The organism is Paenibacillus sp. J22FR83, from assembly GCF_059691955.1.
This window is the reverse complement of record NZ_JCAUAM010000012.1, coordinates 224097-244678: the sequence shown is the minus strand read 5'-3', so window position 1 is coordinate 244678 and position 20582 is coordinate 224097. Positions and strand designations below refer to the sequence as shown.

22 protein-coding genes are annotated in these 20582 nt (G+C 45.2%); 14 read left to right on the top strand and 8 right to left on the bottom strand.

The window, feature by feature from the left end; translation table 11 throughout:
• The 10 genes from AC58PV_RS22475 (at nt 1) to AC58PV_RS22430 (ending at nt 8230) form a co-directional block, all read left to right on the top strand.
• Nucleotides 1-1104 carry an HpcH/HpaI aldolase/citrate lyase family protein gene (locus AC58PV_RS22475; RefSeq protein WP_497434683.1) on the top strand — a complete coding sequence of 368 codons (1104 nt, stop codon included), beginning with the start codon at nt 1-3 and terminating at the stop codon, nt 1102-1104.
• Nucleotides 1049-2461 carry a phosphoribosyltransferase family protein gene (locus tag AC58PV_RS22470; protein WP_497434681.1) on the top strand — a complete coding sequence of 471 codons (1413 nt, stop codon included), beginning with the start codon at nt 1049-1051 and terminating at the stop codon, nt 2459-2461. The genes AC58PV_RS22475 and AC58PV_RS22470 overlap by 56 nt, the downstream gene beginning before the upstream one ends.
• Nucleotides 2434-3567, top strand: a complete 1134-nt coding sequence (locus tag AC58PV_RS22465) for a cysteine protease StiP family protein (RefSeq protein WP_497434680.1) — start codon at nt 2434-2436, stop codon at nt 3565-3567. Before AC58PV_RS22470 ends, AC58PV_RS22465 begins: the two co-directional genes overlap by 28 nt.
• Nucleotides 3564-4397, top strand: a complete 834-nt coding sequence (locus AC58PV_RS22460; RefSeq protein ID WP_497434679.1) for an HAD family hydrolase — start codon at nt 3564-3566, stop codon at nt 4395-4397. Before AC58PV_RS22465 ends, AC58PV_RS22460 begins: the two co-directional genes overlap by 4 nt.
• On the top strand, nt 4394-5416 hold the full coding sequence (locus tag AC58PV_RS22455; protein WP_497434678.1) for an ATP-grasp domain-containing protein: 1023 nt from the start codon (nt 4394-4396) through the stop codon (nt 5414-5416). The genes AC58PV_RS22460 and AC58PV_RS22455 overlap by 4 nt, the downstream gene beginning before the upstream one ends.
• A 260-nt stretch (nt 5417-5676) precedes the next feature.
• A complete protein-coding gene (locus AC58PV_RS22450) occupies nt 5677-6285 on the top strand; it encodes a sigma-70 family RNA polymerase sigma factor (protein ID WP_497434676.1) in 609 nt (202 codons plus the stop codon).
• Between the two features lie 54 nt (nt 6286-6339).
• Entirely contained in the window at nt 6340-6984 is a 645-nt protein-coding gene (locus AC58PV_RS22445) for a pentapeptide repeat-containing protein (protein ID WP_497434675.1), read from the top strand.
• A 27-nt stretch (nt 6985-7011) separates the two neighbouring features.
• Nucleotides 7012-7575, top strand: coding sequence for a 5' nucleotidase, NT5C type (locus AC58PV_RS22440; RefSeq protein ID WP_497434674.1), 564 nt, complete (start codon nt 7012-7014; stop codon nt 7573-7575).
• A gap of 10 nt (nt 7576-7585) precedes the next feature.
• A complete protein-coding gene (locus tag AC58PV_RS22435) occupies nt 7586-7930 on the top strand; it encodes a hypothetical protein (RefSeq protein ID WP_497434673.1) in 345 nt (114 codons plus the stop codon).
• A 117-nt stretch (nt 7931-8047) separates the two neighbouring features.
• Nucleotides 8048-8230 (top strand): hypothetical protein, encoded by a 183-nt coding sequence (locus tag AC58PV_RS22430; protein ID WP_497434672.1) that lies wholly within the window; start codon nt 8048-8050, stop codon nt 8228-8230.
• A gap of 718 nt (nt 8231-8948) precedes the next feature.
• Here AC58PV_RS22430 and AC58PV_RS22425 read toward each other — a convergent pair.
• Complete coding sequence (locus AC58PV_RS22425) at nt 8949-9314, bottom strand: transposase (protein ID WP_497434670.1); 366 nt, start codon at nt 9312-9314, stop codon at nt 8949-8951.
• 495 nt (nt 9315-9809) lie between these two features.
• On the opposite strand from AC58PV_RS22425, the gene yunB reads away from it, so the two are divergent.
• The gene (gene yunB / locus AC58PV_RS22420; protein ID WP_497434669.1) at nt 9810-10538 is read left to right on the top strand and encodes a sporulation protein YunB; all 729 of its coding nucleotides are present in this window, start codon (nt 9810-9812) and stop codon (nt 10536-10538) included.
• A gap of 39 nt (nt 10539-10577) precedes the next feature.
• On the opposite strand, the gene AC58PV_RS22415 is transcribed toward yunB, so the two are convergent.
• Nucleotides 10578-11525 (bottom strand): M23 family metallopeptidase, encoded by a 948-nt coding sequence (locus tag AC58PV_RS22415; protein WP_497434668.1) that lies wholly within the window; start codon nt 11523-11525, stop codon nt 10578-10580.
• A gap of 215 nt (nt 11526-11740) precedes the next feature.
• Between AC58PV_RS22415 and larC2 the strand changes: the two genes are divergently transcribed.
• On the top strand, nt 11741-12235 hold the full coding sequence (gene larC2, locus AC58PV_RS22410; protein ID WP_497434666.1) for a nickel pincer cofactor biosynthesis protein LarC2: 495 nt from the start codon (nt 11741-11743) through the stop codon (nt 12233-12235).
• Nucleotides 12236-12261: 26 nt separating this feature from the next.
• On the opposite strand, the gene larC is transcribed toward larC2, so the two are convergent.
• Genes larC through larE form a run of 3 tightly spaced genes read right to left on the bottom strand, consistent with a single transcriptional unit; the run spans nt 12262 to nt 14834 of the window.
• Nucleotides 12262-13206 carry a nickel pincer cofactor biosynthesis protein LarC gene (gene larC / locus AC58PV_RS22405; protein ID WP_497434665.1) on the bottom strand — a complete coding sequence of 315 codons (945 nt, stop codon included), beginning with the start codon at nt 13204-13206 and terminating at the stop codon, nt 12262-12264.
• 9 nt (nt 13207-13215) lie between these two features.
• Nucleotides 13216-13989: a nickel pincer cofactor biosynthesis protein LarB gene (gene larB, locus AC58PV_RS22400; protein WP_068668200.1), complete on the bottom strand. Its 774-nt coding sequence runs from the start codon at nt 13987-13989 to the stop codon at nt 13216-13218.
• Complete coding sequence (larE, locus tag AC58PV_RS22395; protein WP_497434664.1) at nt 13986-14834, bottom strand: ATP-dependent sacrificial sulfur transferase LarE; 849 nt, start codon at nt 14832-14834, stop codon at nt 13986-13988. Before larE ends, larB begins: the two co-directional genes overlap by 4 nt.
• Before the next feature lie 73 nt (nt 14835-14907).
• Here larE and lipA point away from each other — a divergent pair, with 73 nt between their 5' ends.
• Both lipA and AC58PV_RS22385 read left to right on the top strand, forming a co-directional pair.
• Entirely contained in the window at nt 14908-15867 is a 960-nt protein-coding gene (lipA, locus tag AC58PV_RS22390) for a lipoyl synthase (RefSeq protein WP_497434663.1), read from the top strand.
• A gap of 44 nt (nt 15868-15911) precedes the next feature.
• Complete coding sequence (locus AC58PV_RS22385; protein WP_065850742.1) at nt 15912-16232, top strand: YutD family protein; 321 nt, start codon at nt 15912-15914, stop codon at nt 16230-16232.
• Nucleotides 16233-16314: 82 nt separating this feature from the next.
• Here the strand turns inward: AC58PV_RS22385 and AC58PV_RS22380 are convergent, their stop codons facing one another.
• The 3 genes from AC58PV_RS22380 to glgP form a co-directional block, all read right to left on the bottom strand.
• Nucleotides 16315-17127, bottom strand: coding sequence for an NAD kinase (locus tag AC58PV_RS22380; RefSeq protein WP_497434661.1), 813 nt, complete (start codon nt 17125-17127; stop codon nt 16315-16317).
• Between the two features lie 75 nt (nt 17128-17202).
• Nucleotides 17203-17874 carry a PilZ domain-containing protein gene (locus tag AC58PV_RS22375; protein WP_497434660.1) on the bottom strand — a complete coding sequence of 224 codons (672 nt, stop codon included), beginning with the start codon at nt 17872-17874 and terminating at the stop codon, nt 17203-17205.
• A gap of 131 nt (nt 17875-18005) precedes the next feature.
• Complete coding sequence (gene glgP / locus AC58PV_RS22370) at nt 18006-20558, bottom strand: alpha-glucan family phosphorylase (protein ID WP_497434659.1); 2553 nt, start codon at nt 20556-20558, stop codon at nt 18006-18008.
• Between the last annotated feature and the right edge of the window lie 24 nt (nt 20559-20582).

Sequence of the window (20582 nt, the reverse complement as noted above, 5' to 3'; positions counted from 1 at the left end):
ATGCGATATTTTAATTATTTAACCGCGGATGAAGAGAAAGCTTTATTTTACATACCGCCGAATTCCTTCCATAATCATTCGCACAAAGACATTTTAGCTCATTCAGTCGGTGCTGCGCTCTATATGCCAGCGACCCGGCGTACGTTCGCAGAAGATATTGCTTTTGGTAAAATTGAAGGCTTAGTATCCGTAGTCCTTGATCTCGAGGATGCTGTAGGTGATAACGAAGTGCATGCTGCTGAAGAATCGCTTATTGGGCAAATGAATCAGATCGCGCATTGGATGGAAGTTGGTATCGTAAGCGGGGATAACCTGCCGCTGATATTCATCCGTGTAAGAAGTGTGAATCAATTGAACTATGTGCTTGAGAGATTGGAAGAGAATGTAGCTCTTCTAACTGGTATTGTGTTCCCGAAATTCACTGTGGAAAATGGCGAGGATTATTTCCAAGTTCTGGAAAATTATAATGATGAGAAATCGGCATCAGCACCTATTCTTTATGGACTACCGATTCTGGAATCGGCCTCGATTATTTATAAAGAAAGCCGCACTTATACGTTACTGGCGATTAATGAAATCATAACGAATTTTAAAGATTTAGTTTTGAATATTCGGATTGGTGCTACTGACTTTTCAAGCTTATTTGGGCTGAGAAGAAGTCCGGACAGAACGATTTATGACATTGCCCCGATACGGGATTGTGTTGCTGATATTATTAACCTTTTTGGTCGGATGGAGGCCACCAACGTCATTTCTGGACCTGTGTATGAATACTTCGGCGTGAAAGGTCTCTTACAGGAAGTGATGCTGGATAAAGAAAATGGTTTAGTCGGCAAAACGATCATTCATCCTACACACATTAAGCCAGTCCAAACCCGCTATGCGATCACCCATGAGGAATATACAGATGCTATAAGTATTCTGAAGAACAATCATGGCGACCTTGGCGTTATGAAGAGTGCATACGGTAATAAAATGAATGAATTCAAACCCCATTATAATTGGGCGAAACGTATTCTTCTACGATCACAAGTATATGGGGTGCTGCATGAACAACAAACCTTTGATGGATTACTCACGGGACCTAACCGAGCGTACGTATAAAATAGCAGGTGATTTGGAGCTGCACGTCACCGTGACTTCGAATCCCTACAACATACCGCTGGACGCTTTATTCTCCATGGCGGCAAGAATTAATAAGAAGCGATCTTTTTTGTTTGTAAGTAAGGTGCTAGGCAAGCATATCCCTGTGAATCCGTATACGTCCCTATTAAGCGGAACTACATTAGCGCTATTACTGCAGCAAGCTTTACAAGGAAACCAATCAGACGAGAAAGTTCAAAGGGCTATTGAGGGGCTTGTATGCCCTGAGAAAGCAGAAACTGCCTATCATGCAATCATGTCAGAACGGTTACCCCTAAAGCAGCCTATTGCTTTTATTGGATTTGCGGAGACGGCTACAGCCATTGGTCATGCGGTATACGAAGCTTTTGGGCGAGGAAGCCATTACCTGCATACAACTCGTGAGGTGATCGAGGAATCACCAACCATTCTTCAGTTTGAAGAAGAGCATTCGCATGCTACGGCTCATTATGGGTATTCGGATGATCCGGCAATTCTGACGCTGCCTGACATTCTTGTTCTTGTCGATGATGAAATTACAACAGGGCGAACGTCCCTTAATATTATTCGCGATTTGCAAGAGAAATTTCCGAAGAAGATTTACTATGTGTTAGCACTGCTGGATTGGCGTACAGAGGAAGATATCCTTCAGTTTGACCAATTGGAGCAAGAACTACAGATTACGATTGTAGTCATCTCTTTGATTCGTGGGAACACGAGAGTAGTTGGATCTAGCGAAAGCTTGCCTGTGCAAGCGCCTAAGCCTTTGATTGAGGAGCACACAGAACTGCAAATAGGTTATGCCAATCAACTATTCTCGCATGCTTCTTATGCGGGCAACCGCCCTTATTTGCAGCATAGCGGAAGATTCGGACTTACCCCCGCCAATACGGAACAGTTGGATCGTTCCATCACACAAACGGCTGAGTTGCTCAAGCGCAAACGTACGGGGAAACACACGCTATGTGTGGGTACAGGGGAATTTATGTATATCCCGATGCGGATTGCGGCCGAGATGGGAGATGGGGTGTCTTATCAATCGACGACACGCAGCCCGATCCATGTCATTGAACACGACGACTATGCGGTAAAATATGGCCATGCTTTCCCTTCCCCAGAGGATGAACAAGTTGTCCATTTCTTCTACAATATCCCGTACGGCAAGTATCAGGAGCTCTTTCTTTTTTTGGAAAGAGAAGCGTCCCCTTCATCGATGGACCCGATTCTGCGAATTCTCCAAGCGAAAGGTCTGCACACCCTGCATATCGTCTACTTCTCACCTCAAACGGTTGATTGGAAGGAGGCTACGGTATGGAAGCTTGGCGTTCCAGACGCATAGATGATCCTCAACCAATGGGGAGTTATCCCTCTGGTGATGTGACATTTCTACTGAAGGATATTAGCAATATTAGGTTGGAAGTCGCTTTAGATGCCAGAGAGCGTGCTATCCAATCCGGTACACACTACTCCGAAATGCTCCCGCAAGAGCATCTGCCTTCCTCTGATTATTTGAACTTATATCAAGAAACCCTCGAGCTGTCTGCGGAGAAAGTAGCCTTATCGGTAGGTGTAGTAGCGGAGCTTATACGAACCAAGAAGGGGCCGAACACGGTCCTCGTTTCCTTGGCTAGAGCGGGTACACCTGTGGGTATTTTGATCAAGCGATACCTTAGGGACATTCATGGACTCGATCTGCCCCATTACAGTATTTCGATTATTCGTGGTAAGGGAATTGATGAGAACGCTCTCTTATATATGTTGCAGAAACATCCAGGAACAAGGCTGCAATTCATTGATGGATGGACAGGCAAGGGGGCCATTCGTAAGGTACTTACCCAAGCTTGTGGCAAAATGGCAAGGGATCACGGGATCATCCTAGATGATGATCTAGCAGTTCTCGCCGATCCTGGGCATTGCACCGATATGTTCGGAACCCGCGAGGACTTCCTTATTCCGAGCGCATGCCTGAACTCCACGGTCTCCGGTTTAATGAGTCGTACAGTGCTGCGCGACGATTTGATTGGACCGAATGATTTCCATGGCTCCAAATATTACAAGGAATGGCTCGAACACGATCAGTCTACCCATTTTATTGAAGCGATCGTGCCTAATTTCAGCGGGGTGACAGAGGCGGCCCAGAGGATTGCCCAGAAAATGTTGCTGCATCCACCCGCCATATCATGGCATGGCTTACGGGATATTCAAGCGATTCAGACGGTTTATTCCATGGCTGATATCAATCTGATCAAGCCTGGCGTGGGAGAAACGACGCGTGTCCTCCTTAGGCGAGTGCCGTGGCGGATCTTAGTAGATCGCATGGATAATCCGCATATTCGGCATATTTTGCTGCTAGCTGAGGCACGTGGTGCACCTGTTGAGGTGTATCCAGGCCTTACCTATTCATGCTGCGGTTTGATTCAATCTGTGAAAGGGGATGCCGAATGATCTACGCTAGTGATTTAGATCAGACCTTAATTTATTCGCAACCTGCAGAGCGAGCGGAGCTTCTGGGAGAGCGTATCATGGTTGCCGAGCTCATCGATGGCAAAGTGAGATCTTATATGTCTTCTAGTACATATCAACGTCTACAAGCGTTGATGAATGAGCTTATTTTCATCCCTGTGACAACGCGGACAATTGCCCAATATGAGCGAATTCATCTTATCAGTCAAATTTTGAAACCCCAATACGCCGTCACAAGCAACGGGGGGAATATGCTGATTAATGGCAAAGTGGATACGGAATGGCAAGATCTTGTGAGAATGCGCGTTCGTGATTCAAGCGCGCCAGTCGAAGATATTCGCCAAGTCACGAACGCCGTATTCAATCAGGACTGGGTGATCAGCTCAAGTTGGTGTGATGATCTCTTTTACTCTCATATTGTCGAGCGCGACCGCATGCCTGTGCAGGAAATAGCCGATTTGAGCAAACAGCTGAAGGGGATGGGCTGGCGAACTTCTGTTCAAGGCAGGAAGGTCTATATCGTCCCAGAAGCTGTGAGCAAGGGAGCTGCGGTTACACATCTGAAGCAATTACTGGATGGCCGGAAAGTCATTGCTTCCGGTGATTCCCTGCTGGATCAGAGCTTGCTGGATATCGCTGATTACGCCATTGCTCCAGGGCACGGAGAGTTATTCCGCCAAGAGCAGTTGACACCGTCAGGGATATATAGATTCACGGAGGAATCTGGTATTTTTGCTGCAGACGATATTACGTCCTTTGTCCATTCCACACATAGCGAGCATCGCAAGTTGCTCATAAAGGAGCCATCATGAAAAAAGTATGGTTTAACCGCTGGTTTTCTGTTGCTTATCATTACATGAACAGCATTCGCAACAATGAGGATGGCGTTCAATTTAAGATGTATGCGACACATCCCGATCGTACTCACATGGCGCTGCAAGCAGCGGACTTTGCTGATACAGAGCCTGTTCTTGGCGACGACGACTACGTGGAATATGCACTAAGCTTTTGTAGAGAGCATGGGATTGATGTGTTTATTCCTAGGCTGCATATGTACGCGATCGCTAAGCATATTGATGAGTTTGAGAAAATCGGTACGCGTGTAACGGTTTGTCGTGATTTGGAGCTCTTAGAAAATCTCATGGAAAAGCAGAAATTCTACGAATCCATTCGGCCTAAGGGAATCGTAGCGATTCCTGATTATCATGTGGTAAATACGGCTGAGCAGTTTCTTAAAGCTCACGATGCGCTTACAGCGGCTGGTCATGGCGTATGCATGAAGCCAACGAATGGTGAGGGCGGCAATGGCTTTCGGATTATCAGCAACAAGCGGAATGCGCTGAATGATATGTTTGGCCCCGTCTTGCCGTACCTTACGAAAGAGCAAGCGTATCAGAACTTCTCAACCGTAGAACGTTTTGAAGATGTCATGGTCATGGAAGTACTGGGTGGTCATGAATACAGTATCGATTGTTTAGCGTCCGCATCCGGCGAGCTTTTAGCGGCCGTCCCGCGTCGAAAAGCGGATGGACGACTGAGGTTGTTGGAGGAAGTACCAGAGCTGATTGAACTTGCTAATCGCGTAGCGGCTACCTACCGCATTCCTTTTAATTATAATATTCAAGTTAAATACAATCAGGATGTACCGAAGCTGTTAGAGATCAATCCTCGGATGTCAGGCGGTTTACACGTCACTTGTTTATCGGGTATTAACTTCCCGTATTTAGCTGTGAAATCGCTCCTCGGCAAACATGTCGAGGTCCAGAAACCGACCTTCGGCTTACTGGCAAGCCATATTGAACAATATGTTATTATGAATATCGGTGAATAATCAGTACTGCGCATCATATCTTTGTTAAGAGATGATCACTCGTATCAATCAGCAAAGAGGGTGCGCGGTATGATCGTAGGCGGAATTATCCTATTCGGCATTATTGTCACGTTAATCGTCATAGCAAGTGCAGAGAAAGCGGAATATGTGTCCAATTTTATCGATAAATAGTCATCTTTGAAGCCTGAAAAGGTTTCTTTTTTTTGCTTTGATTTGGTAGAATAGAAGATAGGTAGTTTACTAGGTGAAGGAGATTTAACATGCTGCAATTAAGCGATAGTCAACTTGCAACAATGTGGAGTCAAGGAGATGCGAAAGCGTTTAATCGACTTCTGGAGCTGTACAAGGACAGAATTTATCGATTAGCTTTTCGTATGCTTCGAAATAAGTCAGATTCCGAAGATGTTGTTCAGGAGACTTTTTTGCGTGCACATTTGAATTCACATCGATTTGATGCTACCAAGAACTTCTCCAGCTGGATCTTTAGCATTGGCAAGAATGTCACGATTGATCTGATGAGGAAGAAGAAAAAGGAACTCTCCATGGATACAAGTGGGTTTCCTTCCCGAGATGAACGCCCCCTCATTGAGAAGTTGGTGAGTCATGAGAAGACACCCGAGCTGCAGCTGATTGAACAGGAAACATATAGCCAGGTGGAACAAATGATTCAAGATCTGCCCGATAAATATAAAGACCTCATTGTTTACAAATATTATTTGGATATGTCGTTAGAAGACATTAGCCGTGAAGTGAATCTACCTGTTTCTACGATTAAGACTAGGCTTTTCCGTGGCCGGAATTATATCAAAAGAAAATGGGGATCCTTATTCTTCATGCTGCATAGCTTATCCACAATGATTATTCTATAAGGTAAGCCGTAAGGCTTATTTTTTTGCCCATTACCTTATGATAAGGAGCTTCTCATGAGTATTCTTAAACTAGATGCACCCAAAATACCTAAAGAATTACCAGTTATTACCTTACAGGAAGGGAAATTTGAGCCTGAAGATAGCTTTCATACTGGTCTTATAAGTGATTGCACAATTGATAATCAGTCTGCCTATAAAGTTGCGTTTGATAAAGTTATTTTTCGTAACGTGACGTTTACACGCATTGCGATGAAAGAAATTGAGCTAACGGATGTTATTTTTGATCGATGTGACTTATCGAATGTCGACTTTACCGAAGCAACCATACATAGAACGGAATTCCGGAATTGCAAAATTATCGGTATGGATCTGACTGAATCCACTTTGAGAAACATCCTTTTTCAAGATTGCTTAGGGGATTTCGTGACATTCCGCATGGCAAACCTTAAACAAATCGCATTTCAGACGTGTTCTTTAAACAGCTCTGATTTTTATGAAGCAACTTTGCAAAAGCTACAATTTGAGGGTTGTCAATTGGAGCAAGCGCAATTTACAGGCACGAAACTAGAAGGGATAGACCTCAGTACGTGTGAGTTTACCAGCTTAGGTGTGAGTATTGAGGATTTGCGTGGATGCATTATTTCTAGAGAACAGGCGTCGGTATTTGTCAGTCTTTTTGGGATCAGATTAAAGGAATAGCGGCAAGTTGAAAAGGAGGGTTAGACGGTGAAACTAGGATTTGATATTGATGATACCCTCATTAATTTAAGAGAGCATGCGTTTCATATTTATAATCAGAAGCTAGGGCAGAACATTGGGCTGGATGTGTTTCACGCCTTGCCATCTATGGAAATTCACAGTGCTTTTGGATTGAGCAAAGAAGAGGGCGGGAAGTTGTGGTTTAGCTTGCGCGATGAGATTTATTATTCGGACTGTGCGATATTCCCCCATGCGCGTGAGGTACTGAACAAACTGGTTGAGCAAGGTCATGAGGTGTACTATATTACAGCTCGAGACAAAGAGCATACGGAGCGCACGCGACAATGGTTGCTCGACCATGGATTCCCTGTTGCAGAGGGGCATTTCTACTGTGGGATGAGTGATTCGGAGAAAGTACATATCATAGAGGCGCTAGGGCTCGATTATTACTTTGACGATAAACCGACTGTGCTGGAGACACTTGCCCATCTGCCTGTGCGCATTTGTGTGAAGGACAGATCGTATAATCGACATCTGACCTTGCCGCGGATTTCATCTTGGGATGAGCTGGACGAGCTTATGAAGGGTTAAAAAAGTAAAGATGCTCGCATCGTTACAAAACGATGCGAGCACCTGGTTGAAGGGAGAGCAGATCTTGCTCTCCCTCTTTGGTGAGCTGTTGGAGCAGGGCATCCGTATCCCGTTTGGGGGCATGGACGAGCAGCTTGAAGTTGCTGCGCATAGACCGGATCATCCGACGGACGTCGGGGAGTCCTTGATGAATTTTGTAGCTATAATCTCCGGAGTAGAAAAGTCGTTTGCCATCCATCTCAATCAAGAGCCAGATGGAGCCGAGCATATGGCCGCTACGTCCCCAACACACGCGAAGCGTAGGGGAAGCATCTTTCAAAACAACAAGCCAGACGACAGCATCTACCAAACATGATGAGTTAATTACCTATCTACAAGGCAAAGGTTGGTTCTTGGCCCAAGATTCCTTAAAGACACAATTAATTATGGATCGTTACTAATTAACGAATGGAGATGACGAAATCAATGTTCCATGCTACTAAACCACTGGGCGTGGAAAAAGCCTAGCAGCTCAATCTCACTCTCAACAGGCACAGACACACTTTACATCAAAGTAAGAGAAGATGGCGCTAATGTCGACAAAATCGCACTAACCAAAACAAGCAGCACCCCAAGCGGACTTGGCGGCACAGCTCTTGTTCTATCTACCCGCTAACCATTACGAAAAACTATACACCAGGTACCCGCGAGCACTCCCCGATCACACGCAACTACAAACCATAGAACATAGACTAAAAGCTCAGCAGCTCTTTTCTAGCGCACTGTATCTTTTACAGCTACCTATGTGCACTATCCCCTTGGCTCAGGAAAAGAATAACACTTTGAACTAGACCGAATTAGACAATCAAATCATGAACTATCAAGTCAAAGGAGTAAGAAGGAGTAAACAAACCCGACAACCGAATAAGTCCAAAAAGGCAACAATGAATGAATAAATTTAACTAGTAAAAACTTAACAGACCATTACGTCTTTAAGTGATTTGTTTAAGATGTAGTAGTTGGTGTTGGTGGAGATGCAGCGAAATGAAATATGCAGCGTTTAATTAAGTTTTCGAAGATAGGTATGTTCAATGAAGTTAGATTAATTCGGTAGCAGAACTCGGCTAAATAGATTTGAAGATGGCGAGCGCCTATGCCGTGGAAGGTAGTATTCATCCAAGTGCTTGCTTGTTTTGCAACTTCAAGTAAGGGACGCTGCCGTTTAGGGGTATAAAAACCAGTTGTCGTTTGAATTCCCTTTACAGTTGCTTCGATATGTTGTTCATGGAAGGATGAAATATCGCTTTTAGTAATATGCTTATTTCTAGGATGTGAAGGGATAACATGTTTAATTTTGATATGATTAGGCTCACCTAATTCATTAAGCGAGGAACCTACGAGCAGGAGATGTTCTTGAGGATGTTTATGGACGGTGGAGTGACGCTAATAAGTTTTGAAAGCTCCATGGCAGTAGTTCCAACATGAGTACGCGAAATTAGCAAGATTGCCAATAACCACTTGTGAAGTTCAGTTCTGGTGCCTTCCATAATCGTTCCTGAAAGTAAGGAGACTTGGAAACGACAACGAGAACACTCATACAAGGGTAAACGTCGAGTTGCAGTTACATAGGCATGACGATTCTCACAATGTGGGCATTGAAAGCCATTGGGCCATTTTATTTGAAAGAGAAAGTCAATGCAGGTATCTTCAGAGGAAAAATAATTATGAAACTGCTCATATGACAAATTTGAAATATCCATAAAAGTTCTCCCCTAAAAACAATTGGAACGTTTGTTCCCTTTTTTTATTGTACCAAACATATGATCTATTTTCAATAATTTGGATAAATTTGTGTACTCTTTTTTCTGAGTGAAGGGGATAGTAGAGATAAAGTTTGGGGGAAGAAAGTACTGGGGGGGCGAAAAACTGAAAAGCTGGTAGAGGGTGTGTGTGAAAGTGGGTAGTGCGTTGGCGAGGGGGAACGGGTTAATAGGAAATAGTACAGTTGGTGAAGGGATCGAGTGAGATAGAAAGTAGTGTACTGGAGAAGGGTACCCGGGTGTGATAGAGAGAAGCGCAATTGGGGGCATTGGTTAGTTTTAATGAAATGAGGGATGGTATAGGATTGGATCGTCTTTTTCAAAACATGTCCGCATAAGGTAGTACTAATGAATTATGGCGAATAAGTCGGTTATGGTCACAGAGGAAGGGGGAGAAGCATGCTGCAGAGGCGACGATGGAAAAGCAGGCCAACTGTGAAAACAAGCCGTAAAAAGGTACTGTGGATTGGTTTGCTCATCTTAGTCTTGTTTTGTATTCAGTTTTTTATTTTTATAGAACGAAATTTAAGACCGCCTTTGATGAACCTAGCGAAGGTTAGGGTTAAGCAGATTGCAACTCAAGCGATAAATAGTGCAATTGCTGATCATGTGGCAGGTGGAACGAATGCGGAGCAATTAATTGATTGGAAAATGGATAAAAACAATAAGATTACAGGCTTTATGTTGAATTATAATGAGCATATGAGGATTACTTCGGAAGCTATTAAAACGGTCCAAGGTGAGTTGAACAATCTGGAAAGTATTGCAGACCATATTCCCCTGGGGCAGGCTATGGATAGTGCGATTCTTGCCTCTTTTGGACCAGATATCCCGATTAGATTGCTGCCTGTTGGAAGTGTGAAGGTGGATTTAAATACACGAACTCAAAATGTTGGTATTAATATGGTGATGTTTGAAGTCTATGTGCACATTGTTGCAGAGGTTTCTGTTATTATTCCTTTCGATTCAGAAACAGAAATTGTAGAAACAGAAATTCCTATTTCTTATTCGCTTGTAGTGGGGGATGTTCCTACTTATTATTATGACAATAAAGGGAATCCGGTGGGAAGTTCGAAGGAGGGCAGTCCACCGAGCATAACACTACCTACTATTCCGCACACAGGGGCAACTAATGCTACACCTAAGGAAGGTACAACTAAATAAAAAGTATTAAAGAAATAAACCCACCATAAGATGGCGGGTTTATTTCTTTTGGCCTCGTTCTTCGCGCTCCCATCTTCGTAAGGATGGATAGGGATCGTAACTCCACTCTGTAGTGCCGTTATCGCGATATAGTCCGAAATGAAGATGCGGCGGGAATTTGCCGGATGTACCTGGTTTTCCATACCCGGAGCTGCCAACCCAGCCGAGAGTTTGTCCGGGTTTGACGATGTCGTTTATCTTGATAGATTTTTGAAAGCCAGAAAGGTGGGCGTAGTAGTGATAAATGTTATTGAGGTCACGAATACCAATTCGCCAGCCACCGTAGGGGTTCCATCCTTTGATTTCAACGATACCATAGCAAGTGCTTCTAACTGGAACGCCGTAGCCAGCGAAAAGATCAGTACCTTCATGGGTACGATGACCACCCCAGCCGCGACTATCTCCCCATGTGCTGCGGTAAGAGTAGTTGGATGAAACAGGTAATGGGAATGCATGAGCATTTGCCTCTAATGTGCCCAAGGACTCATAGATCGCAGTGAATTGACGAATACGTTCTACGCTGCGTGCATTGTGGTAATAGTTCCAAAGGTTCGTTTGTAAGTTATCAACTTTGGTTCCATTGTTGCTTAAGATCGCTGCCATAGCCGCGAGTACATCTAAATCGTTGTTTCGGTCAGCAATGCCGTCCCCTGAGCCATCACGGCCTAAGCCATGGAAAAAGGAAACACTTTTCAAATTGGTGTCTTGTGGATCTGGATTCAATACGCCCGCCCATACAAGTTCTGAGAAATAAATATTCGTCAAGCTCTGTTGAACAGTTCTTTTTTTTGCAATGTTGATGGTTTTCTCATATTGGTCCACAGCTGCTAGGTACGTCCAAGGAATGCCAGAGAGTAAGCTTATTTTCTCAAATAGCTCTTTGCGCTCCGCTTGTGAAGGTTTGGTCGGTTGGGCGCTTGGGCTTGGTGTAATTTGGTTATGAGCCATAGCTAGTGTTCCGTCAATATTTGAAAAATGTGGTATTGCACTTGTTGATAGGAGGAGGCTAAGGACGAGAACCTTTGACCAAAATGCTCTGCTTTGCATCTCTATCATCCTTCCTGAAATGTTAGTTCTTAGGATGTACGGATGTCTTGTTGTTTATCCTTCGATCTTTCGTTGCCCCGAGATATTTGCTATGATGCCAGTAAGAGGTGAGATGAATGTCTTTTAACCATAGAGAAGAGCATGTTGACGATCATATGTTGTTAGTACAAGCTAATTTGGATGATATGAATCCGGAGTGGATGACGTATGTGATGGATAAGCTGTTTGACGCAGGAGCCAATGATGTCTATATGGTACCCATTATTATGAAACGAGGGCGCCCAGGTGTGATGCTGAATGTATTAGTGGATGAAGGGCGGCTGTCATTAATTGAAGAGATTATTTTTAGTGAAACAACAACGCTGGGCATTCGCTATCTCCATGCATCATGTCATCGATTGGCAAGAGAATTTGAGCATGTGGAAACACCTTGGGGACCTCTAACGGTAAAAGTTGGTTACCATGAGGGGAAGTTGGTGCAATTTGCTCCTGAGTTTAAGGAATGTGAACAAGTTGCGCGGATACATGACGTTCCTTTGAAGATGGTTTATGAGGAAGTAAGGATGTTATTTCTGCAGCAGAAAAGAGAAAAAAACGCTCTTCCAAAATGATGGAAGGGCGTTTGTCATGTAAGCGACTATTGAGGTGAGCTAGGTGCGGCGCCATGATGAGTATGAGCGTGATCATGGCTGTGCGAGTGATCGTGGTGATGGTCATGGTCATGATTATGGCTATGTGAATGATCGTGATTGTGGTCATGGTGGTGATGATGATCATCATGCGTATGCGTATGTTCATGACTATGATCATGTGCTAGGTGTTCGTGGCTAACTTGCCACTTCCCAATTAGCGGATCAATTTTGCCAACGACAACACGTAGAACATTAGGCTGTTTAGGTAAGTCTCTTGTGCCTGCACCATAACCGATTTGGTTAACGACCATCGGAGGGAAGCTTTTGGAGAACTCATCCACAATACCGGAAATAATACCGGCCCCAGTTGGTGTTGTCATTTCTAAACTATAAGGAGTTGAAGCGATAGGTATGCCTTTCATCATCTCCAATGTGGCAGGAGCGGGAACTGGATATATACCATGATCGATATGTATGGTTCCTGATCCTAGAGGTACTGGAGAGGAGAAAATACGCTCGATTTGCAAGGAATCGATGGCTAAGGCAACACCTACGATGTCGACGATGGAATCAATGGCACCAACTTCATGAAAATGTACTTTTTCAATAGGTGTTCCGTGAATCTTAGCTTCTGCAATCGCGATTTTCTCGAAAATAGCTAAACTCAGCGCTGTAACACGTTCATTGAATGCTGCTTTTTGAATGGCATCGACGATTTGTGAATAATGTCTGTGTTTCTTCGGAGGATGTTCCGGATCGAGTATGACATCCAGTTTAAGAGCAGAAATGCCCCGTTTCACAACACGCTTCCATTCCAGGGTGTAAGGCTCTAGTTTGATTTTGGAAAGCTCATTCTCGATGTAAGCACGATCTGCTCCCGCATCCACCAAAGCGCCAAGGGTCATATCGCCGCTAATGCCAGAGAAGCAGTCCAAATATAAAATGCGCATAGTCGTTATTCACGCTCGTTTCGACATATTTTTGTTAATAAGTCCCGCATAATAACCAGCGCCAAAGCCATTGTCGATGTTAACGACGGAGATACCAGGCGAGCAGCTATTCAGCATGGACAGCAAAGGGGCGATCCCGGCAAGGTGCGCTCCGTATCCAATACTCGTCGGCACCGCGACGATAGGTTTAGACACAAGCCCGCCCATGACACTGGCGAGTGCACCCTCCATGCCGGCTACAACCACAATCGCATTCGCACCGCGAATGAGCTCAAGCCGGCGGAAAAGCCGATGAATGCCAGCGACACCCACGTCGAACACGCGTTCAACGTGGCTTCCCAGGCATTCTGCCGTAAGGGCTGCCTCCTCCGCCACGGGGAGGTCGGAGGTGCCTGCACACACGACGGCGATATAGCCGTCGTGGACTTTGAGCAGCGGGCGCTTGAACCAAGTGAGCGCCCGTGCTGTTTCGTGGTAGGTGACACCTTCCACGTTGGCTACGACATAGGCGGCTTTGGCCGCGTCGACGCGCGTGGCAAGCACGCGGTCGGTGTGCTCCATCAGCCGCCGGAATATGGCCTCGATCTGCTCGGGCGTCTTGCCTTCCCCGAAAATAACCTCAGGGAAGCCTGTACGTTTCTCGCGATCGATGTCGAGCTGCGCAAATCCTAGATCAAGGTTGGCGGGACCTGAGCCGCCTTCCTTGATGATTTGCTTCTTGGCTTCGTCGATGTCCAGATCGCCGGCCTGAACAAGTTTTAAGATCTTCTCTAAGTCCATCATAAGGAAGCTTCTTTCACCTTATCTTTGGTTTCTTGGGACAGCACTTCATTCATACTGCCCGTACGGTAGCCTTGCAGGTCTAGGGTGACATACGTAAAGCCAAGCTTGCTGAATTTCTCATAGATCGCATCACGATGTTCAACGACCTTATGAATTTCATCTGGCATGACTTCAATTCGGGCAATTTTCTCGTGGTGGCGTACACGAACTTGATAAAGACCAAGCTGGGATAAGAAGTATTCTCCTTCATCCAATTGGTCAATCTTCCATTTCTCGATTTGCGTACCATACGGTATACGAGAAGATAAGCAGGCAAAAGAAGGTTTGTTCCATGTGCGTAGACCAAGCTCTTTGGAAAGCGCTCGGATCTCGTCTTTGGTTAAGCCGGCTTCTTGCAGTGTACTGCGAACGCCTTGCTCATTCTTCGCTTGAAGACCTGGTCTGTAGTCGCCTAAGTCATCTACATTGGAGCCATCTAGGATATAGGGATAACCCAGTTCTTTGGCAATGTCTTGCAAATGGGAATAAAGCCCCGTCTTGCAGTGGTAACAACGGTCAGGATTATTGGCTACGAAATTCGCATTCTCCAATTCCTTTACCTCTGTTTTGTGCAAGCGAACGCCAAATTGCTCTGCTAGTTGTGCAGCGGCATCGAACTCCCTCGTGGGAAACGTTTCTGATGCTGCGGTAACGGCAAGTACTTGATCTCCAAGCTCTTGCTGTGCACGTTTGAGGACGAATGTACTGTCTACCCCTCCGGAGAAGGCGACGATGACACGGCCCATGTTTCTTAAAATTTCACCAAGCTTGCGATCTTTCTCGCGCGTCACTTCAGTTATGCTCATGTTTCTTTCCTCCCATACAGCCTTGATGTAGTAAGCTGAGCTGTTTTGGTCCATCTAAACAAGTGTATCACAAGTGACCCCCAAAGTGGATTGTTTTGTCAGTCATTCATGTTATAATAACATCATTGAGAAACCAAATAAAAAGGCGGGAATTACAGTGCCTAGAAAAGTATTAGAGAGAAAACCAGACTGGTTAAAAATCAATCTGAAAACCGACGAGAATTTCAAAGAAATTAAATCTATGATGCGTTCCAAGACGTTGCATACAGTTTGTGAAGAAGCCAAGTGTCCGAACATTCATGAATGCTGGGCGAATCGGACAGCGACTTTTATGATATTAGGTGATATTTGTACGCGGGCTTGCCGCTTCTGTGCAGTTAAAACAGGTCTTCCTACTGAGCTTGATTTGGAAGAGCCAGAACGTGTTGCAGACGCAGCGCTGCAAATGGGGCTTCGTCATTGTGTTGTTACTTCGGTGGCACGCGACGATTTAACGGATGGCGGTGCCATGATATTCGCAGAGACGATCAAAGCGATCCGTCGTAAACTGCCGATGTGTACAGTTGAGGTGTTAATTCCTGATTTCCTAGGTCGCGAAGAATCACTGGCTACTGTGCTTGAGGCCAAGCCAGACATTCTGAATCACAATATGGAAACGGTCGAGCGGATGTCCGATCGGGTGCGTTCTAAAGCGAAATACCAACGTTCACTCGAGTTACTGCAGCGTTCTAAACGGTTAGCCCCTAACATTCCAACGAAATCTAGTGTCATGATTGGCGTAGGAGAAGAGTGGGACGAGTTGCTTCAGACGATGGAGGACTTGCGGAAAGTGGATTGTGATATTATGACAATCGGTCAATATTTACAACCGTCTACGACACATTTATCTGTATCGAAGTATTACACGCCTGAACAGTTCGCCATGTTGAAGGAAGAGGGCATGAAACGGGGCTTTAAGCACGTGGAATCAGGCCCGCTTGTACGTAGTTCCTATCATGCACACGAACAGGTGAAAGCAGCATCAAGCGTTTAGTGCATTCAATGAACGGATCATAGAAAGGAGAGCTTCCTACCACCATGATTCATATTGCCAATAAAACATACGAGCTTGTAACTGACCACAAGAATGGTTGGAATTTTGAGGTGTTCAAAGAACGCTTCAGCGAAGTATTGGAACGATACGATTATATCGTAGGGGATTGGGGATATAGTCAATTGCGACTACGGGGTTTTTTCAAAGAAATTCACCCGAAGGCCACCAAAGAATCCTCCATCGCAGCTCTTCAAGATTACTTGAACGAGTACTGCAACTTCGGCTGTGCTTACTTTATTATCGAGAAAGTAAATGCACCTAAACAGCAAACGCCAGCGGAAGTCATCAGTTCAACTACAGTCTAAGCAGACTAGGCAGGGTAAATAAAATAACGCCATCTGAACTCCAATAGTATGGAGCGCAGATGGCGTTATGTTGTTCATGAAGCTATTTGACTTCAAGCCCAACGAATGCCTCGCGAACACGATTCCAGAACGGGAAAGGGCGGAATCGAGCAAATTTCACTTTAACATGGGAAGCAACACGGCAGCGAATGGATACGACATCGGCTCGCTGCATATATTTATGATCCAAAGATAGCAGCATATTCTGCTGGGCCTTCGGATAGATGTCACAGTGGTGATGTTTTGGTAAAATCATCGATGAACCCAATGTACGGTACACGCGGTTATTAATCGACGCGATCTCGGCAATTTGAATAGCTTCAAGGGACGGATGGACCATGGCGCCGCCTAAGCTCTTGTTGTACGCGGTACTGCCTGCGGGAGATGAGATGCAAATACCATCACCGCGGAACATTTCGAACATTTCATCGTTGACGTGAAGTCTAGCGACTAATGATACTTCGATCCCTCGAATCGTAAACTCGTTAAGGGCAAGGTGTGTTTCAACGCCTTTGTCCGTTGTAATTTCAATTTCGACAACAGGGTAGCGCACAACGTGCAGCTCCTCTGGTGTAGCGACACTGAACATGAGTGAAGCTAGGTGATCTAACTCATCCGGCTTCCAATCTGCAAAAAATCCAAGATGCCCCGTATGGATCCCAACGAAAGCGATATGATCCAATTTGTCGACATACTTATGAAAAGCTTGGAGCATCGTACCATCCCCGCCAATGGACAGGACGATATCGGGATGATCTTCATCCCTGGGCATGCCTTGCTTAGCGGCGAGAGCGTGGAAGCGTTCGGTCAGCTCCTTGGAAATGTCATCGCCTCGTTCAATGACGTTATATTTCAAACTTGTTCCTCCTAAGAGCTTTGCATGAGCAAAACTTTCTTCGTAAGCGTGGAATGAGTATTCACACAATGGTTTCTAATAATTAGAGCAGAAGGCGTCAATCTCTTGGAGAATGGATTCAGGTGTGTACCGGATTTCTGCGGCAACCCGATAGCTGTCGTTGCTGAAATGCGTAACTCTTACAATTTCACCATAAACAGTGATGGGAGCAGAGACATTCGGCAGAATGAAGCTAAACTCCAGAATCAAAGGAAAGAAAAGCCGATTGGATGTAACAAAGGATAATCCCCCAACACTAATGTCGAGGAGCTGTCCTGTAAAAGCAACACCCTTCTGGGCAGATAAGCTTCGAATGCCAGCGACACGCAGCGTAATCGGTGTGCGCAGTGTAAGCTTAGTACGCGGATGTCTGCGGTTTTGATGTTGAAAAACTTCTTCAGGAAGGGATAATGTCAGGAAGCAGACTGTCTTTTTGAGTTCAAGCCCGAGTAAATCGACATAAGCGTAATATAAAATGGCACCATCTTTGAATGAAAATTCAACGAAAGAAACATGTTCGAGTTTGTCGAAAGGGTAAACGCCTAATTGTTCAAGACATACAGTTATCGAATCTTCACTTATTTTGTCGAGGGCAAAGTTATCTTCAAAACAGAAAGGTTGTCCATCTTTGCATTCGCCAACAATGATAATATGACAATCCTGATTTGGCGAAAAAGAAGCCATTTCTAGTACCTTATTCCAATCCATAGCATCACCAAGTCGTTAGATTTACATTCACATCTGCCTGTACATCCTGTAAATTCTCTTCTCATCATAAGTTATCTAAGTCAATAAGAAAAGCCCCAAACGGGGCTTTAACAGAGGTTATTCGATTTTTACTATGAAGTTAAGGTGCTGGTAACGAGTGAGAGTTCAAACGAATGCGCAAAGTTGATTGAAATGGGGCGTACACGAATGGAAAAGTGAGGCCCATGAACAAGATGGGACGGAATGGTGGCTTGAAAATGCTGGGATTGCTCAATAAGTTCCCCTATTGGAGCCATGAGGATAATTTTCTGTTCCCACGTTTCGCCATTTTCTGCATAATAAATGACTTCTACTGCCGTATCCTGCGGCCAAATAGGGCCAAAATGGATTTGCGCCGTGATCTCTTTCATAGAGGGTTGAATCTCTTCCAAGGGAACGTCCGAAGTCGATTTATCGGCATGGTCGTCAATGCTGATAATTCGAACCTGATGCCAATTGTTGCGGATGAATTGCTTATAATCGGCAACTTTGGTCGCCACGTCATAATGATCTGCTACAAAAAGACGAGCACGCTTGGCTGTTGGTACATACGAAAGATTCGTATAGTCCTGCACCATGCGGTGCGTGTTATAGACCGGGCTGAGCGATTGAACGGATCGCTTCATGCGTCCAATCCATTGATGGGGTATCTCACCTTGATTGTAGTATAGAGGGATAATCTCATGCTCCAAAAGGTGATAAATCGCTTTCGTATTTTCCTTCTCTTGTGCGGCCCAGTCCGCGGCTCCTGTGGATCCGATCGCCCAACCATTGTTGCCGTCATAGCCTTCCTCCCACCAACCGTCAAGCACACTGAAATTAAGAACGCCGTTCATGGCAGCTTTCTGGCCACTGGTACCGCTTGCCTCAAGCGGTCTGCGAGGATTATTGAGCCAGACATCGACGCCCTGAACAAGATAGCGGGCCATGTTGATGTCATAATTCTCGAGAATAACGATTTTACCGAGAAACTCTTTTAACTGAGAAATGCGGTAAATCTCTCGTATGAGATCTTGGCCAGGGTAATCAGCAGGGTGGGCTTTGCCGGCAAAAATAAATTGCACAGGTCGCTCCGGATCGTTGACTAGTTTCTTGAGGAGATACAAATCATTGAAAATGAGATTCGCTCGTTTATAGGTAGCGAAGCGTCTAGCGAACCCAATTGTAAGGGCTTTAGGGTTTAAATACTTCCGAACCTCTTCAATCCGTTCTTCGGATTCCCCGTTACGTCTGCGCTGCTCCATGAGATTACTTCTCGCATAGCGTACCAAATCTTCTTTCAAATGCCGATGAACCTTCCAAATCGATTCGCTCGGAATAACCTCGATCTGCGCCCATTGATGCTCGTTAGACTGCTCCTCACGCCATGTGCCAGGCAGGAATCGATCAAAGAGCTCCTTCCAAGCAGGGGCAGTCCAAGTGTCCAAGTGAACACCGTTCGTGATCGAACTGATGGGGACCTCACCGGCATCGATATGCCCATGGAATTCCTTGAACATTTCGCGTGACACTTGCCCATGCAGCTTGCTGACACCATTTCGCAGACCTGCGGTATTCATCGCCAAATGCGTCATATTGAATTGACCAGACTTATGATCAAGTCCTAATGAAAGAATGCTCTGTCTATGCTGTGGCAGCTCACCCAAGAGGTGACTGAGATAGTGTTCCACCATCTGGGTGGAGAACGTATCATGACCTGCTGGAACAGGTGTATGGGTCGTGAAAACGGTGGCGGAGCGTACAGTCTCTACCGCAACATGAAAAGGAAGGCCCAAGTGAAGCAGTTCTTTCAACCGTTCTAACGTCAGGAAAGCTGCGTGACCTTCATTGATGTGATACACATTCGGGTAGATGCCAAGTGCTCGGAGTACCTTGACACCACCGATGCCCAGCACCATTTCCTGAGCGATCCGCATCTCTTGATTACCTCCATACAGCTGCGCTGTCAATGCTTTATCTCCGTCAGTATTGGCTTCATGGTCGGTATCCAATAAAAAGACGAGATTGCGTCCTACCTTTGCAGCCCAAACCAGAAGGGTGATTTGGCGCCCAGAGATGTCGAGCGATACGGTGAGTTGCTGATTATTTTGAAGTACCGGACGGATCGGTAATTGCTCAAAATCATAAGGGAATAGTTCGCTTTGCTGACTGCCGCTCGCATCGATTTTTTGCGTGAAATAGCCTTTTTTATAGAGTAAGCCTACACCTGAAAGTGGAATGCCTAGGTCGCTCGAAGATTTGATGTGATCGCCGGCAAGAATGCCAAGCCCGCCTGAATAAATCGGAAGCGATTCATGAAAACCAAACTCAGCAGAGAAGTAAGCAATGTTCACGTCTGTTTCGGCAGCATAGTTATTTGAATACCAACCGGGTTCATTCATATACGTATCGAATCTTAACATGACTTGGCGGTAGCGCTCGACAAAATCACTGTTCTGGCTTAATGCTTCAAGCTGGGGAGTTTCTAGTTCATGGAGCAATCGAACGGGATTGTGACCAAGGGCTTTCCAGCGGCCAGGATCCATATTCTCAAAAAGCTGCAGCGCATCATGGTTCCAACTGAACCATAGATTATAAGCTAGCTCGCGAAGTCGCTCAATTGCTTGCGGTAAACCTTTGGCCTCTTGGGGGTCGGCTGCTATCATATCTGAATATTCTCTCCCTTTATA